General features: G+C 72.6%; 14 protein-coding genes. 10 read left to right on the top strand and 4 right to left on the bottom strand.

The annotated features are described in order from the left end of the window. Positions 1-111: 111 nt before the first annotated feature. From ABZ865_RS21715 to ABZ865_RS21705, 3 genes are all read left to right on the top strand, one after another. Positions 112-1614 (top strand): APC family permease, encoded by a 1503-nt coding sequence (locus ABZ865_RS21715; RefSeq protein ID WP_361232533.1) that lies wholly within the window; start codon positions 112-114, stop codon positions 1612-1614. An 18-nt stretch (positions 1615-1632) separates the two neighbouring features. After that, a complete protein-coding gene (locus ABZ865_RS21710; RefSeq protein WP_361232530.1) occupies positions 1633-3261 on the top strand; it encodes an amidohydrolase in 1629 nt (542 codons plus the stop codon). 94 nt (positions 3262-3355) lie between these two features. Further along, positions 3356-4594 (top strand): helix-turn-helix domain-containing protein, encoded by a 1239-nt coding sequence (locus ABZ865_RS21705; protein WP_361232527.1) that lies wholly within the window; start codon positions 3356-3358, stop codon positions 4592-4594. Between the two features lie 12 nt (positions 4595-4606). On the opposite strand, the gene ABZ865_RS21700 is transcribed toward ABZ865_RS21705, so the two are convergent. Both ABZ865_RS21700 and ABZ865_RS21695 read right to left on the bottom strand, forming a co-directional pair. Further along, entirely contained in the window at positions 4607-5452 is an 846-nt protein-coding gene (locus ABZ865_RS21700; RefSeq protein ID WP_361232524.1) for a hypothetical protein, read from the bottom strand. 115 nt (positions 5453-5567) lie between these two features. Continuing rightward, positions 5568-6536: a helix-turn-helix domain-containing protein gene (locus ABZ865_RS21695; RefSeq protein WP_361232521.1), complete on the bottom strand. Its 969-nt coding sequence runs from the start codon at positions 6534-6536 to the stop codon at positions 5568-5570. Between the two features lie 71 nt (positions 6537-6607). Between ABZ865_RS21695 and ABZ865_RS21690 the strand changes: the two genes are divergently transcribed. The 3 genes from ABZ865_RS21690 (at position 6608) to ABZ865_RS21680 (ending at position 9466) form a co-directional block, all read left to right on the top strand. After that, on the top strand, positions 6608-7558 hold the full coding sequence (locus ABZ865_RS21690) for an NADP-dependent oxidoreductase (protein WP_361232519.1): 951 nt from the start codon (positions 6608-6610) through the stop codon (positions 7556-7558). A gap of 106 nt (positions 7559-7664) precedes the next feature. Then, positions 7665-8045 carry an anti-sigma factor antagonist gene (locus tag ABZ865_RS21685; protein ID WP_361232516.1) on the top strand — a complete coding sequence of 127 codons (381 nt, stop codon included), beginning with the start codon at positions 7665-7667 and terminating at the stop codon, positions 8043-8045. A 179-nt stretch (positions 8046-8224) separates the two neighbouring features. After that, positions 8225-9466, top strand: coding sequence for a family 16 glycosylhydrolase (locus ABZ865_RS21680; RefSeq protein WP_361232513.1), 1242 nt, complete (start codon positions 8225-8227; stop codon positions 9464-9466). Positions 9467-9478: 12 nt separating this feature from the next. On the opposite strand, the gene ABZ865_RS21675 is transcribed toward ABZ865_RS21680, so the two are convergent. After that, positions 9479-9724 (bottom strand): hypothetical protein, encoded by a 246-nt coding sequence (locus ABZ865_RS21675; RefSeq protein WP_361232510.1) that lies wholly within the window; start codon positions 9722-9724, stop codon positions 9479-9481. Positions 9725-9931: 207 nt separating this feature from the next. Between ABZ865_RS21675 and ABZ865_RS21670 the strand changes: the two genes are divergently transcribed. Further along, the gene (locus ABZ865_RS21670) at positions 9932-10942 is read left to right on the top strand and encodes a PHP domain-containing protein (protein ID WP_361233610.1); all 1011 of its coding nucleotides are present in this window, start codon (positions 9932-9934) and stop codon (positions 10940-10942) included. A 264-nt stretch (positions 10943-11206) separates the two neighbouring features. On the opposite strand, the gene ABZ865_RS21665 is transcribed toward ABZ865_RS21670, so the two are convergent. Next, on the bottom strand, positions 11207-12496 hold the full coding sequence (locus ABZ865_RS21665) for an ROK family transcriptional regulator (protein WP_361232507.1): 1290 nt from the start codon (positions 12494-12496) through the stop codon (positions 11207-11209). 201 nt (positions 12497-12697) lie between these two features. Between ABZ865_RS21665 and ABZ865_RS21660 the strand changes: the two genes are divergently transcribed. The 3 genes from ABZ865_RS21660 to ABZ865_RS21650 all read left to right on the top strand — a co-directional run bounded on the left by ABZ865_RS21660 (position 12698) and on the right by ABZ865_RS21650 (position 15687). Next, entirely contained in the window at positions 12698-13192 is a 495-nt protein-coding gene (locus ABZ865_RS21660) for an FBP domain-containing protein (RefSeq protein WP_361232504.1), read from the top strand. Positions 13193-13266: 74 nt separating this feature from the next. After that, positions 13267-14520 carry an aromatic acid exporter family protein gene (locus ABZ865_RS21655; protein ID WP_361232501.1) on the top strand — a complete coding sequence of 418 codons (1254 nt, stop codon included), beginning with the start codon at positions 13267-13269 and terminating at the stop codon, positions 14518-14520. Between the two features lie 81 nt (positions 14521-14601). Further along, a complete protein-coding gene (locus ABZ865_RS21650) occupies positions 14602-15687 on the top strand; it encodes a hypothetical protein (RefSeq protein WP_361232498.1) in 1086 nt (361 codons plus the stop codon). Positions 15688-15851 lie beyond the last annotated feature (164 nt).

Here is a 15851-nt window from a genome sequence, read left to right as displayed (position 1 = left end):
GGGGTGTGCCCGGACCTTATGACAACACCGTTGACCTGTGAAGTGCCCGGGCGGTTTCATCTGCGGTCACCGGGGCCGACCAGGCCCCCCGGTGCGAGCGGAGAGCCGGCCATGAGCGAGACACCCTTCGGTGCGGATCCACCCGCGCAGCCCGAGCTGCGCAAGTCCCTGAGCGTGCTGGACGGCGTCGCCGTCGCCGCGTCCAGCACCGCCGCGACCACCAGCATCGGCATCGGGCTCGGGGTGACGGCCGGCGTGGTCGGCCTCCATCTGCCGGCCATCATGCTGCTGGCGTTCCTGCCGATCCTCGGCATCGCCGGCGCCTTCTCCCGGCTGAACCGCGTGGAGCCGAACGCGGGCAACGGATATGTGTGGGTGGGGCGTTCGCTCAGCCCGTGGCTCGGTTTCATGGTCGGCTGGGTCAACTTCGTGGCGAGCGTGGCGTTCCTCGCGTACACCACGGCGGTCACCGGCTCGGCGCTGCTGCAACTGGCCGGGGACGCGGGCCTGCACCGGATCGGCTCGCTCGCCCTGGATCCGGACTCGACCGCGCAGACGACGGCGGTCGGTGTCGTCGCCCTGGCCGCGGTCACGCTCACCGCCGTGACCGGCGTCCGTACCGCGGCCCGGCTGCAGACCTGGCTGCTGGTCTTCGAGTACACGGTCCTGCTGGGCTTCTGCGGATACGGCATCGCGGCCGGCCCGCATCCGTTCGACCTCTCCTGGTTCGACCCGTTCGCGATCCCCTCGACGAGCGCTCTGGCTCAGGGTCTGCTCCTGTCGGTGTTCTGCTACTGGGGCTTCGACGCCGCGTTCACCGTGAACGAGGAGGTGCGCGACCCCCGGGACGCCTCCAGGGCCGGGACGATCACCCTGGTGACCATGCTCGGGCTGTTCCTGTTCGGCTCGATCGCCTTCCAACGAGTTTTGTCGGAGGGGGAGTTGGCCGGGCACGGGGCGCAGGGGCTGGCGTACTTCGGGGACCGGCTGGCCGACCAGCCGCTGGCCGCGCTGCCCCTGGTGGCGCTGCTGTTCTCGGCGGTGGCCTCGCTCCAGGCCGGGGTCATCCCGGCGGCCCGGGGCATGTTCGCGATGAGCCGGGACCGTACCCTTGGGCCGGTGTGGTCCAGGGTCAGTCCCCGGTACGGGACGCCGGCCGCCGGGACCCTGCTGATCGGGGCGCTGGCCACGGTGGTCGCGGTGCTGTCGCTGGTGATCCCGCGCCTCGCCGACATGATCATGGCGACGGTGAACGCGGTGGGCATCGTCGTCGCGCTGTCGTACGCGCTCACCGCGCTCGCGGCCGCCGCCCGCTTCCGGTCCCTGCTGCACGAGGACTGGCGGCAGGGGGTACGGGCGGTGGTCCTGCCCGCCCTGAGCGCCCTCGCCCTGCTCGGCCTCGGCGGCTATCTCGGCTGGTCCTTCTACACCTCCGCCGACCACTTCGAGGTCAGCGCGGACAACGGCTGGTTCCTGCTGCTGATGCCGCTGGTGATGATCGTGTCCGGGTTCGTGGTGGCCGCGTGGGCCAAGTGGGTGCGCAGGTCACCGTACTTCCGCACCGGCGAGGGCACCGACGCCGACTCACCCGAGCTTCTGACCACTTCCAACTGACCTTCCAGGAAAGGCATCATGCACGCTGATCTGCTCTTCACCGGCGGCCCCGTCCTCACCCCCGAGGGGCGCACGGCGACCGCCGTGGCCGTCACCGGGGACCGCGTCACGGCCGTCGGCCACGACGAACTGCGCGAGCTGGCCGGGCCGCGCACGGAGGTGGTCGACCTGGCGGGGCGGCTGCTGCTGCCGGGCTTCCAGGACGCGCACGTGCATCCGGTGCCGGCCGGTCTGGAGCTGACCCAGTGCGACCTGACCGGGACGACGACCGCCGAGGACAGCGTGGCCGCCGTCCGCGCGTACGCCGAGGCCCACCCCGGGCGGGAGTGGATCCTCGGCGGCGGCTGGTCGATGGAGGCGTTCGAGGGCGGTACGCCGACGAAGGAGCTGCTGGACGCGGTCGTACCGGACCGGCCGGTGTACCTGCCGAACCGGGACCACCACGGCGCCTGGGTGAACAGCCGCGCCCTGGAACTGGCCGGCATCGACCGCCACACACCCGACCCGGCCGACGGGCGGATCGAGCGGGACGCGTCGGGCGCGCCGAGCGGCACGCTGCAGGAGGGCGCGATGCAGCTGGTCGGCCGGCTGGCACCGCCCGCGACGGCGGCCGACCGGCTGGCCGCGCTCTTGCACGCCCAGCGGCATCTGCACGCGCTCGGCATCACCGCCTGGCAGGACGCGCTGGTCGGCGACTTCCTCGGTATGGACAACCCGGCCCTGGCGTATCTCACCGCCGCCCGGGACGGCTCACTGACCGCGCGGGTGGTCGGCGCGCTGTGGTGGGACCGGGAGCGCGGGGCCGAGCAGATCCCCGAACTGGTGGAGAAGCGGGCCGCGTTGAGCCACGGCCGGTTCCGCGCGGGCACCGTGAAGCTGATGCTGGACGGAGTCGCCGAGAACCACACGGCCGCGCTGCTCGACCCCTACCTGGACACGTGCGGCTGCGCCACCGCCAACCGCGGCAAGAGCTTCATCGACCCCGCCCGACTGCCCGCGTACGTGACCGAGTTGGACGCGCTCGGCTTCCAGTGCCACTTCCACGCGCTGGGCGACCGTGCCGTACGCGACGCGCTGGACGCCGTCGAGGCGGCCCGTACGGCCAACGGGCCGGGCGACACCCGGCACCACCTGGCGCATCTCCAGGTGGTGCACCCGGACGACGTGCCGCGCTTCGCCCGGCTCGGCGCCACCGCCAACATCCAGCCGCTGTGGGCCGCGCACGAGCCGCAGATGGACGAGCTGACGATCCCCTTCCTGGGGGCCGAACGGGCAGGATGGCAGTACCCGTTCGGGGCGCTGCTGCGCTCCGGTGCGCGGCTCGCGGCGGGCAGCGACTGGCCGGTGAGCAGCCCCGACCCGCTCCAGGGCATCCATGTCGCGGTCAACCGCGTCGAACCGGGCGGCGACCGCCCGATGTTCCTGCCGGACGAGCGGCTGACCCTGGCGGAGGCGCTGACGGCGTACACGGCCGGGTCGGCGTACGTGAACCACCTGGACGACACCGGCCGGGTGGCCGTCGGGGCGCTCGCCGACCTGGTGGTGCTGGACCGCGATCCGTTCGCCGGACCGGCGGAGGCGATCGCGGAGACGAAGGTGGCGCTCACCTATGTGGGGGGTGAGCGGGTCCACGCGGCCGACGAGTGAGCCGGACGGATTGTCACGCGCGCGCAGTTTCCGGCCCCACAACTGTCCTCAGGTGATGAGCCCACGTGGGTTACCCGCGGGTATCGTCACCGGAGTGCCGAACAGAGCCGCGCCGGTGGGCGCCGACGCGGGCGGCCCGTTCAAGGCATTGCCTCCGGGCCTGCCCGACCGTCTCCGCCCGTACCTCGCCGAGATCACCGAGGAGATCGTCCGGGCGATCGGGACCGGGATCCCGGAGTACGCCCGCCCCAGCGACGACACGTATCTGCAGGGCGTGCACCGGGGCGTGGACCACGCGCTGCGCGGGCTGCTGGAGCGGATGGCCCAGCCGGACACCGACTGGGCGCCGGTCAGGGCGACGTACGAGCGCATCGGACGGGGGGAGGCGGAGGAGGGGCGCAGCCTCGACTCGTTCCAGTCGGCGCTGCGGCTCGGCGCCCGGGTGACCTGGCGCCGGGTCAACGCGCTGGTCGACCAAGGGCTGTTGCCCCGCCATGTGCTGGGCGCCTTCGGTGAGGTGCTGTTCCTGCACCTGGACAAGATGGCGGCCGCGACGACCGCGGGCTACACCGAGGCCCGGCTGCACTCGGCCGGTGAACTCCAGCAACGCAGGGCCCGGTTGGTCGATCTGCTGACCGCCGACCCCCCGGCCTCTGCGGGCGCGATCGCGGATCTCGCGCACGCCGCGCGCTGGACGCTGCCGCGCGCGGTGGCGGTGGTGGCCGTGGATCCCGGGCCGGGGGCGGGGCCGATCGTGCCGCCGGAGTTCCTCACCCGGTTCGACGTCCAGCCCGCGCTGCTGGTGGTGCCCGATCCGGAGGGGCCGGGCCGGGCGCGGGCGGTGGCCGGGGCCCTGCAGGGGCTGCGCGCGGCGATGGGGCCGCCGGTCGCGCTGCACGAGGGGGCGCGGTCGCTGCGCTGGGCCCTGGAGGCGCTGGACCTCGTCCGGCGCGGGGTGCTGCCCGGCGCGGACGCGGACGGTGGGGTGGTCCGCTGCCAGGACCACCTGTCCACGCTCCTGCTGCTGCGCGACGACGCGCTGCTGGACGCCATGGCCGAGCGGTGGCTGCGCCCCCTGGAGCAGGTCCGCCCGCCGCACCGGGAGCGGCTCGCGGAGACCCTGCTGTGCCGGCTCCAGTCCGGCCGTGGCGTCACCGAGATCGCCGCGCGCCTGGCGGTGCATCCGCAGACGGTCCGCTACCGGATGCGGCAGGTGGACGAGCTTTTCGGCTCGTTGCTGGACGACCCGACGGCCCGTTTCGAGATCCAGCTCGCCCTGCGGGCGCGGGAGCTGCGCCTGGGTGCCGCGAGCGGGCAGGACACCCCCGGGTGACGTGGTGAACGGTCACATGCAGCCGACGCCCTGATTGGTCTGGGGCCAGGCCTCGACTCCGTCGGGCGTGCGGACGTAGGCCGTCGCCCGGTCGTCGGTGAGCCACAGGTGCCAGCCGCGGTAGTGGTACCCGGTGTCGTGGGCGTCCGCCGGCATGCGGACGTCCTTGCGGTACGGCGCCTTCAGCAGACCGTCGCGGCCGAGGACGCCCTCGGGATCACGGATGTACGTGCGGTCGTCCAGGTCGAGGAAGTGGGCCGAATCCCAGTCGCAGTGCTCCGGGCCGGCCTGGCTGTTGAGCCGGCTCACCGGTACCCGCTTGCCGTGGCCGTCCGTCCAGACCTCCCAGCCGTCGGCGGCGGCGAGCCGGGCGGGGAGTTCGGCGGGGTCGCAGGACGCGCTCGTCTCCGGACCCCAACCGGGGCGGTCCTTCTGGTCCTTGGCCACCACGACGGCCGCCTTGGTCCGGCCGCCGACGTCGAAGGAGTACAGCACCCGGTCCGTCTCCTGGCGCTCCACCCGGTAGCCGTGGTCGGGCTGGCCGGGCTCGAACATGTCGAAGTACAGCTTCAGCCCCTCCTCCGGTGTGTCACCCCCGTCCGACGTGCTCCATCCGTCGGGACCCGTGCCCTCGAAGATCTCCCCGTCGCACTCCAGCGCCCGGCCCGCCGCCCCGGAGGCCAGCCGCAGGGCGCGGGGGCTCTGTTCGTCCAGGGACTTGGTGGGCACGTGCAGCGGGCCGCCGTACGGGGTGGCGGGCGGCGAGCCCTTGACCACCACGCGCACACCCGTGCCGTCGTCGCACCCCACCGCCGTCACGGCCGCCAGTACCGCCATCGCCACCAGACCTCTGCGCATGCCCGCCCCTTCCTCCGTTCCTCTTGCGGTCCTTCGACGCCGGGGCGGACCGGAACGTTCGGGAAGCGGCGCGGCCTTCTGGTGTCGAGGCACGGCGGACCCGCCCGGGCCCGGCTCAGCGGGCCTGCTGGAACGTGCGCCGGTACGCCTGCGGGGACACGCCGATGGCCGCGTGCAGGTGCTGGCGCAGCGAGGCGCCGGTGGCGAAGCCGACCTCGGCGGCGATCCGGTCCACCGGCAGATCGCTGGACTCCAGCAGATGCCGGGCACGGGCGACGCGCTGCTGGACGATCCAGCGGCCGGGGCTGAGGCCGACCTCGTCGTTGAAGCGGCGGGCGAAGGTGCGCAGGCTCATCCGGGCGTGCCGGGCGAGGTCGGAGAGGGTGAGCGGCTCGGCCAGGCGCTCCAGGGCCCAGGCGCGGGTGGCGGCCGTGCTCGCGGCGCCGCTCTCCGGAACCGGCTGTTCGATGTACTGCGCCTGCCCGCCGTCCCGGAAGGGCGGGACGACACAGCGGCGGGCGACCTTGTTGGCCAGCTCGCTGCCGTGGTCGGTGCGGACGATGTGCAGGCAGATGTCGACACCGGAGGCGGCTCCGGCGGAGGTGAGGATCCGGCCGTCGTGCACGAAGAGCACGTCCGGGTCGAGGTCCACCCGCGGGTAGCGGCGCCGGAACACGTCGGCCACCTCCCAGTGGGTGGTGGCGCGGCGGCCGTCGAGGAGGCCGGCCTCGGCGAGGACGAACGCGGCGGTGCATATGGACACGATCCGCGCGTCCGGGCGGATCCGGGCGAGGGCGGCGGCGACCTCGTCGGGGAGGCCGGTGGGGATGTGCGAGGGCGGCATGGAGGTGACGATCACGGTGCCGGCGGTCTCCAGGATCTCGGGGCCGTACTCGACGGTGATGCCGAAGTCCGCGTTGGTGCGCACCGGTCCGCCGTCGACCGTGCAGGTCAGCACCTCGTAGTGGCCGTCGGCGGCGCCGAGGATCCGGCTGGGGATGCCCAGCTCGAAGGGGTAGACGCCGTCGAGGGCGAGGACGACGACGCGCTCCGGGGCGGTCGACTCCTTCCGCGTGTCACACATGGCACGATTCTATCGGAGGTTGGCATTCGTGCCATTTCCTGAGCGGGTGGATCCCGGCAGGCTGGGTGACCATGAGCGATATGAACACGATGCGTGCGATCAGCCAGGACGTCCTCGGCGGCCCCGAGGTCCTGAAGGAAGTGCAGGTGGAGCGGCCCGCGCCGCGACCGAACGAGGTGCTGGTCCGGGTGCGGGCCGCGGGTGTCAACCCGACCGACTGGAAGCACCGGGCCACCGGTGGATTCCTGGGCGAGCCGCCGTTCGTCCTGGGCTGGGACGTCTCCGGCGAGGTCGTGGAGACCGGGATCGGCGTGGCCGCGTTCCGGCCCGGCGACGAGGTCTTCGGCATGCTGCCCTACCCCTTCGGCCACGGCTCGCACGCCGAGTACGTGATCGCCCCGGTCCGCGCCCTGACCCGCAAGCCGGCCTCGATCGACCACGCCCAGGCGGGCGCGCTGCCGCTGGTCTCGCTGACCGCGTGGCAGGCGCTCACCGAGCACGCCGGTCTGCAGCCCGGCCAGCGGGTGCTGATCCACGCCGCGGCCGGCGGGGTCGGGCACGTGGCGGTGCAGATCGCCAAGGCGCGCGGCGCGTACGTGATCGGCACGGCGAGCGCGGGCAAGCACGACTTCCTGCGCGAGATCGGCGTGGACGAGGCGATCGACTACCGGTCCACCGACGTCACCGAGACCGTGCGGGACGTCGACGTCGTACTGGACACCCTCGGCGGCGAGACGTCCGTACGGTCGCTGCGCATGCTGCGGCCGGGCGGGGTCGTGGTGTCGATCCTGCCGGTCGGTTCGCCGGAGTTCCACGAGGAGGCCGAGCGCCTCGGTGTGCGGGCGGTGCGGATGCTCGTGGACGCCGACCGGTCGGGGATGGAGGCGATCGCGGAGCTGGTGGAGTCGGGGAAGCTGCGCGCGACGATCGCGGGGACCTTCCCGCTCGCCGAGGCCGCGAAGGCACACGAGCTGGGCGACACCGGGCGCACGACGGGCAAGCTGGTGCTGCTGATGGACTGAAAACTCGAAGACATATGTCAATCGAACATGCTCAAATTCCTTCCATCGAGGGTAACTTGACGGTCGGGGATGCGATTTCCGGGCGCGGGTGGGAGGTGACGCCGCGGTGCGACAGGAGCCCACACCGCTCACCCGGCATCTGCGCGTGCGTGAGGACCGCGGGCACACCGTGTTCGAGTTCCGGGGTGAGATCGACATCGCGGCGGCCGACGAGATCGCCCCGTACCTGGACGGGGTGACCGCCCGGCCGGGGGTCCGGCTCGTGCTGGACCTGCGGTCCGTCGAGTTCTTCGACTGCTCGGGGCTGCGGCTGGTCTACCGGGCCCGCGGCCGGGTGCTGGAGCGCGGCGGGCGGCTGCACCTCGTGTGCACCCACCCGCTGACCCTCCGCGTCTTCCGGGTCACCGGACTGTCCCGGTTACTGCCGCCCCACCCGACGCTGGACGCGGCCCTGGAGCACTCCGAGGCCGCGTCCGGCTCGCTGTGAGAGCGAGGGACGCTCGACCACCGGCCCACACCGAGGTGCCGACCGCCGGGTCGCACCAACGTCTCGGCCACCGGCCCGTACCAAGGTCTCAACTACCGGTCTGTACCAAGGTCTTGACGCCCTCTTATCTCACTCCTTAAATCAAGAGGCATCACACCCCCCACCGTGAACGGAGAGTCATGGCCTCCCCACGCCTGCTCCGCAGTTGCCTCTTCGCCGCCCTGTCCGCCGCGCTGGTCGGCTCGGCCGCCGTCGGCCCGGCCCGCGCGCAGACCGAGGCGCCGGCCGCGCGGACCGCCGCGGCCGTGGCGACGTTCTCCGACACCTTCGACGGGCCCGCGGGCGCCGCGGTCGACTCCTCCAAGTGGACGCTGGAGACCGGCGACAACGTCAACAACCACGAGCGGCAGTACTACACCTCGGGCACGAAGAACGCGGCCCTGGACGGCCAGGGCCACCTGGTCATCACGGCCCGCAAGGAGAACCCGGCGGGCTACCAGTGCTGGTACGGCAGCTGTCAGTACACCTCGGCCCGGCTGAACACCGCCGGGAAGTTCAACGCCCAGTACGGCCATGTCGAGGCCCGGATGAAGATCCCGCGGGGGCAGGGCATGTGGCCCGCGTTCTGGATGCTCGGCACGCCGGTGAACTGGCCGGACTCGGGCGAGATCGACGTGATGGAGAACGTCGGCTTCGAGCCCTCGACCGTGCACGGCACCATCCACGGCCCCGGCTACTCCGGCTCGGGCGGCATAGGCGCCCCCTACTCGCTGCCGAACGGACAGGCCTTCGCGGACGCCTTCCACACCTTCGCCGTCGACTGGGCGCCCGACTCGATCACCTGGTCGGTGGACGGGAACGTCTACCAGCGGCGCACGCCGGCCGATCTGGGCGGGAAGACCTGGGTGTTCAACAAGCCGTTCTTCCTCATCCTGAACCTGGCGGTGGGCGGCTACTGGCCCGGCGACCCGAACAGCTCGACGCAGTTCCCGCAGCAGCTGGTGGTCGACTCGGTCTCGGTGCGGACGAGCGACAGCGCGGCCGGCGTGCCCATCCGGGGCCTCGCGGGCAAGTGTGTGGACGTGGCCGGCGCGAACTCCGCCAACGGCACCCCGGTCCAGCTCTACGACTGCAACGGCACCGCCGCCCAGCAGTGGACGGTCGGCTCGGACGGCACTGTCCGGGCGCTCGGCAAGTGCCTGGACGTCACGAACAACGGCACGGCGGACGGCTCGACCGTCCAGCTGTGGGACTGCACCGGCGGCCCCAACCAGAAGTGGGCCGTCTCGGCGGCGCACGACATCGTCAATCCACAGGCGAACAAGTGTCTCGACGTGACCGGGAACAACTCGGCCAACGGGACCCGGCTGCAGATCTGGACCTGCACCGGGGGCGCCAACCAGAAGTGGACGGTCGGCTGAGCCGCCCCCGGCTCAGTGCAGCTTCCAGCGGAACTTGCCGCCTCCCACCCAGCGGACCACCTCCGGGTCGTCCAGGTCGTGGATGGTGATCCCGTGCATGGCGGCCGTCTCCAGCACGTCGGTGATGGAGGTGGCCTCCCCGACCACCTGACCGTCGATCTCCACGATCCGGAACGGTGGCTCGCCCGGCTTGCCGGGACACAACCCGAGCACCAAGACCCGCGGGAACGAGATATGGGGAGCTGATTGTTCGGTCATGCAATAGAGCCTAGAACGCGACGCGGGCGGACGACTCGTCCTCGGGCCCCGTCCAGGTGGTCGGAACCGGGTCCGGCCGGGGGGTCGGGCTCGGGGCCGTCGTCGTGCGGCGGGGGCGGGCCTGGGGAACCCTGGAGGTCCATGGGGAGACCCTGGAGGGGTCCATGGGGAGACCCTGGAGAGGTCCGTGGGGAGCTGGAGGTGACCATGGATCCCGTCGCGGCCCTGGACCGGATCGCCTTTCTGCTGGAGCGCGCGCTCGCGCCCACCTATCGGGTACGGGCCTTCCGCACCGCCGCCCGGGTGCTGTCGGAGCTGCCCGAGGAGGAGGTCGCCCAGCGGGCGGCGGCCGGGACGCTGGAGTCGCTGAAGGGGGTCGGACCCAAGACCGCCCAGGTGGTGCGCGAGGCCCTGGCCGGGGAGGTGCCCGGCTATCTGCGGAAGCTGGAGGAGGAGGCGGGGGCGCCGCTCCCCGTCGAGGGCGGCACCGAGCTGCGGGCGCTGCTGCGCGGGGACTGCCACACGCACTCGGACTGGTCGGACGGCGGCAGCCCGATCGAGGAGATGGGATGGACGGCGGCCCGGCTCGGCCACGAGTGGACGGCGCTGACCGACCACTCCCCGCGGCTGACCGTGGCCCGGGGGCTCAGCCCGGAGCGGCTGCGCGAGCAGCTGGCGGTGGTGGCAGAGCTGAACACGCGGTGGGCGCCGTTCCGGCTGCTCACGGGCATCGAGTGCGACATCCTGGAGGACGGCTCGCTGGACCAGGAGCCCGAGCTGCTGGAGCGGCTGGACGTCGTCGTGGTGTCCGTGCACTCCAAGCTGCGGATGGACGCCCGCTCGATGACCCGGCGGATGGTGGCCGCCGTACGGAACCCGCACGCGGACATCCTCGGCCACTGCACCGGACGCCTGGTCACGGGCCGCGGCCGGCCGGAGTCGGAGTTCGACGCGGAGGAGGTGTTCGCCGCCTGCGCCGAGTCGGGCACCGCGGTGGAGATCAACAGCCGTCCCGAGCGGCTGGACCCGCCGAGGAGGCTGCTGCGCGAGGCCGTCGCGGCCGGGGTGCTGTTCGCGATCGACACCGACGCGCACGCGCCCGGCCAGCTGGACTGGCAGCTCTTCGGCTGCGCCCGCGCCGAGGAGTGCGGGGTGCCCGCCGAGCGGGTGGTGACCACCTGGTCGGCGGAGGAGCTGCTGGACTGGACGCGGGCGTGACCCACATCACGACACCCGGTGGAACACCACGACGTGGTTGCCCGTTGAACAAACCGTGGGTGCGGATGGGACAGTGTCCCCGGGCCTCACCTTTTGCCCACAGGGACGATCGTTCGGCTGAAGCCCTGTGGAGCCTTTCGCCGAGAGGCGAGCGCCATGCGTGCCCACCACCTGGCCGCCCCGGTCGTGATTCCCCCGTCACGGCCGGGGCTTTCCATGTGACCCAGCGCGGGCTGATGCCGCTCGGTGCGGCCTCGTGCGCACTCAGCGCGGCGCACGGTCCGCCAGCGCGGACCGCCATACCGGGTGGCGGTCGTCGGCGGCCTGTTCGGCACGACGGCCGCCCCGGGCGAAGAAGTCGGCGAGGGGCAGGATCGCCGCGCCGACGGTGACCGCGTCGGGACCCAGTCGGCCGAGGTCGATGGTGACCTTGTCGGCCGGGTGGCGCAGCGCGTACGTGGCCGCGTGCCGGCGTACGGCGGGCAGGAAGCGGGTGCCGAGCTGGAGTCCGGCCCAGCCGCCGATCAGGATCCGCTCGGGCTGGAAGAGGTTGATCAGGTCGGACAGGCCGGCGCCCAGGTACTCGGCGGTCTCCTCCAGCACGGCGAGCGCGACCGGGTCGGGCTCGGTGCCCTCGGGCGGGTAGGCGGCGGCGAGCATCGCGGTGAGCGCGGTCTCCTCGTCGGTGCCCTCCGGCGGCCGGCCGCCCTCCTCGCGCCAGCGGGCCAGCAGCGACTCGGCGCCCGCGTAGGCCTCCAGGCAGCCCGGGGCACCGCAGCGGCAGCGGCGCCCGCGGACCCGTACCGTCAGATGGCCCCACTCGACGGCCCGCCCGTGCTCCACCTCCGGGGTGACCAGGCAGGCGCCGACGCCGGAGCCGAAGAGCACGACCACGGCGTTGCGGGCGCCGCGCCCGGCGCCGAACCACATCTCGGCCTGCCCCAGGGTCTTGGCGCCGTTGTCTATGAAGTACGGGACGGTGTCCGGGAGCTGGGAGGTGGAGCGGAGCAGCCGCTCCAGCGGGACCGCGCTCCAGCCGATGGTCTGGCCGTGTACGACGGCCCCCCGGTCGGCGGTGTGCTCGACGATGCCGGGGACGCCGACACCGACGCCGAGCAGCCGCTCGGGAACGGCCTCCTCGACCGCGAGGATCTCGGCGATGCCGTCGCGGATGTGGCCGACGATGACGTCGACGTCGTAACCCTGGGGGGTCAACGGCCGCTCGGTGCGGGCGAGTTCGGTGAGGGCCAGGTCGAACAGCTCGACGCGGACCCGGGTCTCGCCGACGTCGACGCCGATCATCTGGCCGCTGTGCGGGGACACCCGCAGCAGCGTGCGGGGGCGTCCGCCGTCGGAATCGACGCTGCCGGCCTCCTCGACCAGCCCGTCGGCGACGAGGTCGGCGACCACGTTGCTCACCGAGCCGGAGCTGAGCCCCGTGGCCGGGCCCAGCTCGAAGCGGCTGAGCGGGCCGTCGAAGTAGAGCCGTTGCAGCACGGCCGTCCGGTTGCCCCGCCTCAGGTCGCGTACCGTGCGCCCGTTCCGCCCCGCCATGTGGCTCCCTTCGCCCCCTGCCCGACCTGCAACATACCTCCCCGGGCAGCTGGAGGCGACTTTATACCAACCCTTATTTCATGTTCTGAGCTAAGCAGGCGGGGTGGTGGCGGGAAATCCGTTGGCTCACCCTCTTCTGCCTAAATAAGATGCTCATGAACCTAGACACCCTAGGTAACCCGGATCCGAAGGGACTCCCCCATGCAATCGCTCACCGAGCAGGACATCCGCACCTCGTTCATCAACTGCTCCAAGGGCGAGGCCAAGCGCCTGGCCGTCCCGCGCGACCTCGACGAACGTCCGTGGGACGACCTCGACTTCCTCGGCTGGCGGGATCCCGGGGCACCCGACCGCAGCTATCTGGTCACCGAACGGGACGGCCGGCTCGTCGGCGTGGCCCTGCGTTTCCCGGCCTCGCAGCGCGGGTTCCTGCACCGCAGCATGTGCTCGGTGTGCCTGACGACCCACCCCGGCGGCGGGGTGTCCCTGATGACGGCGCGCAAAGCGGGCACCGCCGGCCGCGAGGGCAACTCGGTCGGCGTGTACATGTGCACCGACCTGGCGTGTTCCCTGTACGTCCGCGGGAAGAAGGTGCCGCAGTCGGGCACCCGGTTCGAGGAGAGCCTGACCGTCGAGGAGCAGATCGCCCGGACGACGGGCAATCTGTCCGCCTTCGTCGACAAGCTGTACGTCTGACCCAACCTTCCCGGCCTCCTTGGGCCTCCTTCGGCCGCGTTCGACGCGGGCGAGGAACGGGAACAGGCCAAGGGATGCCAGACGTACGGAAGTGGACCGCGGGACTGCGGCGCCTGGTGGGGCGCCGCAGGGAGCCGGTGGTCGTGCAGACGCTGCGGTCGGCCGCGGCGGCGACGATCGCCTATGTCATCGCGCTGCGGCTGAGCCCGGAGCCGGCCCCGCTCACCGCCCCGCTGACCGCGCTGCTGGTCGTCCAGGTCACCTTCTACGCCACCCTCACCAACGGCATCCGCCGGGTGAACTCCGTGGTGGCCGGCGTCCTCGTCGCGATCCTCTTCAGCCTGCTGGTGGGCCTGACCTGGTGGAGCCTGGCACTGCTGATCGTGGCCTCACTGGCCGTGGGCCATCTGGTGCGCGTCGACGAGTACGTCGCCGAGGTCGCGATCAGCGCGATGCTGGTGCTCGGGGTCACCACGGTCGGGTTCACCGCATGGGCGCGGATCGTGGAGACGCTGATCGGCGCGGTCGTCGGAATGGCCTGCAATCTGCTGCTGCCGCCACCGGTGTGGGTGGACGAGGCGGCCCGGTCGATCGACGGGCTGGCCCGCCGGGTGCGCCAGTTGATGCTGCGGATGGGTGAGGAGGCCGCGGGCCGCATCCCCTGGCAGCGGGCGGCCGAGCGGCTGCACGAGGCGCGCCGCCTGGATCACGACATCGTGCAGGTGGACGCGGCGCTGCGGCAGGCCGAGGACAGCCTGCGGCTCAACCCGCGGGTCAGGGAGGGCCTGCTGCACCGGGTGGTGCTGCGCACCGGCCTGGACACCCTGGAGATCTGCACGGTCGTCCTGCGGGTGCTGGCCCGTACCTTCACGGACCTGGCGAAGGCCCGCGGTTCCGAAGAGCTGTTCCCGGCCCGGATCGGGGCCACCGTGGAGCAGCTGCTGTCCGAGATGGCCGACGCGGTGGTGAGCTTCGCGGTGCTGGTCACCACCGATCTGAGCCAGAACGCCGAGTCGGCCGAGGCCCGGCTCACGGCCGAACTGCACACGGCGGCGGCCACCCGGGACCGGCTCGCCGAGCTGCTCCGGGAGGAGGTCGGCGAGGACTGGGCGAACTGGCAGCTGATGGGCGCGGTGCTGACCGAGGTGACCCGGATCATCGACGAACTCGACACCGAGCACCGCACCCGCCGCCTGCTGGAGGAGCTGGACCGGGTGTCCCGGGAGCAGCGGTCGAAGCGGCCGTGGATGCACCGGCTGCGGGAGCGCCTCGGCGTCCAGGAGGACCTGTGGCGGAACCGCGCCGGGTTCGGCGAGCGTTCTCGATGACGAGCGTTCTCGGTGGCGACGGTTCTCGGCGAACGAGGTCACCGGGTACGAGGCATCACCGGTACGGGAGGGAACGGGCCGATGGCCGACACGGGCGTACGGATCGACGGGAACACGCTGCGGCTGGGCGGTGGGGTGGCGGTGCGGTTCGTGCGCACGCTCCGGCTGCCCGAGTCGGGCACGCATCCGCTGCCGCCGGGACTGGGCGAGTTCCCCGTCCGGCGGGTCGCGGACTACGCGGACTCGGTGCCGCCGGAGTGGCGGGCACGCGGTGGCGTGATGCTGCCGGTGTACCTGCGCGAGGCGATGTGGCTGAGTTTCGGCGGTACGACGGAACCGGCCGCCCTCCAGGTGGGCGTGGGCAAGGTGTGCGCCGTCTCCGGGAAGAAGTGGCGCGACGGTCTCACCCGCCGACCGCAGAACTACGTGGTGGTGCCCCGCCAGCCCTGGCTGGACGGGATCAACTCCGGCAAGGGCACGGTCCGCCAGTTCGTCGCCGTACCGCTCGGGCTCGGCGCGACCGTGGAGGGACAGGTCACCGGCGAGGAGACCTGGGGCGGCGTCCAGCTCCAGGCCTTCCCGCTGCGGGAGGACGTCCTCGCCGAGTGGCGGCGCCGGGAGCGGGAGCAACAGGAGCGGGCGCGGGCGGCGGGGCCTTTCGCCGGCTACGGCGGGCCGCCGCCCGCCGCGGCCTACGGCGGTCCCGCGCCGATGGCCGCGGCCGCCCCCGGCGGAGCACTGCCGGCCCCCTCGGCCCCGCCGGCCGCGGGTCCCCCTCGGCGCGCGGCGGCCATGGGCCTCGGCGTGGGCGGCTCGATGCGGCAGGAGGTGTACCAGGACGACCGGCCGCTCAAGGACTGGTCGAAGACGCCCGCCGGACGGGTCTTCGTCCATCTGGTCACGCCCCCGGAGTGGCGTCGCATCACCGGCGAGGCACCCCCGCCGTCGCCGGTGGACCGGGCGGCGTACACCAGCGCGGGACTGCCCTGGTACGACTACTACGACGCGGACGCCGAGGACCTCGCCCCCACGGACACCCTGGAGGGCGTCAAGCCGGTCGGTGACTGGCTCGGGGACGATCTGGACCCGTGGCAGCAGCCGTCCCCCGGCCAGGTCATGCCGCTGAAGGACGCGCCCGGAAAGCCGGTCGAGGACGGGGAGTGGTAGCCACGGGCGCCCGTTGCACTCTCCGCAACGCCTGTTGCTCGTCTTGCCTTTGAGGGCCGATCCACGCCAAGGTGACCCTCAAGGCCGGGGGCAATGGACGACCTGAGGTACGGCATGGACATGGACGCGCGGCCGCCGCGAGAGGGGTCTCCCCTGCTCCGGGG

The organism is Streptomyces sp. NPDC047085, from assembly GCF_040643735.1.
Classification (GTDB): domain Bacteria; phylum Actinomycetota; class Actinomycetes; order Streptomycetales; family Streptomycetaceae; genus Streptomyces.
This window is presented reverse-complemented; position numbering and strand designations above follow the sequence as displayed.

Coding starts and splice junctions, on each gene's coding strand:
- ABZ865_RS21715 (WP_361232533.1), top strand. CDS start 112: ATGAGCGAGACACCCTTCGGTGCGGATCCACCCGCGCAGCCCGAGCTG.
- ABZ865_RS21710 (WP_361232530.1), top strand. CDS start 1,633: ATGCACGCTGATCTGCTCTTCACCGGCGGCCCCGTCCTCACCCCCGAG.
- ABZ865_RS21700 (WP_361232524.1), bottom strand. CDS start 5,452: ATGCGCAGAGGTCTGGTGGCGATGGCGGTACTGGCGGCCGTGACGGCG.
- ABZ865_RS21695 (WP_361232521.1), bottom strand. CDS start 6,536: ATGTGTGACACGCGGAAGGAGTCGACCGCCCCGGAGCGCGTCGTCGTC.
- ABZ865_RS21690 (WP_361232519.1), top strand. CDS start 6,608: ATGAGCGATATGAACACGATGCGTGCGATCAGCCAGGACGTCCTCGGC.
- ABZ865_RS21680 (WP_361232513.1), top strand. CDS start 8,225: ATGGCCTCCCCACGCCTGCTCCGCAGTTGCCTCTTCGCCGCCCTGTCC.
- ABZ865_RS21675 (WP_361232510.1), bottom strand. CDS start 9,724: ATGACCGAACAATCAGCTCCCCATATCTCGTTCCCGCGGGTCTTGGTG.
- ABZ865_RS21670 (WP_361233610.1), top strand. CDS start 9,932: ATGGATCCCGTCGCGGCCCTGGACCGGATCGCCTTTCTGCTGGAGCGC.
- ABZ865_RS21665 (WP_361232507.1), bottom strand. CDS start 12,496: ATGGCGGGGCGGAACGGGCGCACGGTACGCGACCTGAGGCGGGGCAAC.
- ABZ865_RS21660 (WP_361232504.1), top strand. CDS start 12,698: ATGCAATCGCTCACCGAGCAGGACATCCGCACCTCGTTCATCAACTGC.
- ABZ865_RS21655 (WP_361232501.1), top strand. CDS start 13,267: ATGCCAGACGTACGGAAGTGGACCGCGGGACTGCGGCGCCTGGTGGGG.
- ABZ865_RS21650 (WP_361232498.1), top strand. CDS start 14,602: ATGGCCGACACGGGCGTACGGATCGACGGGAACACGCTGCGGCTGGGC.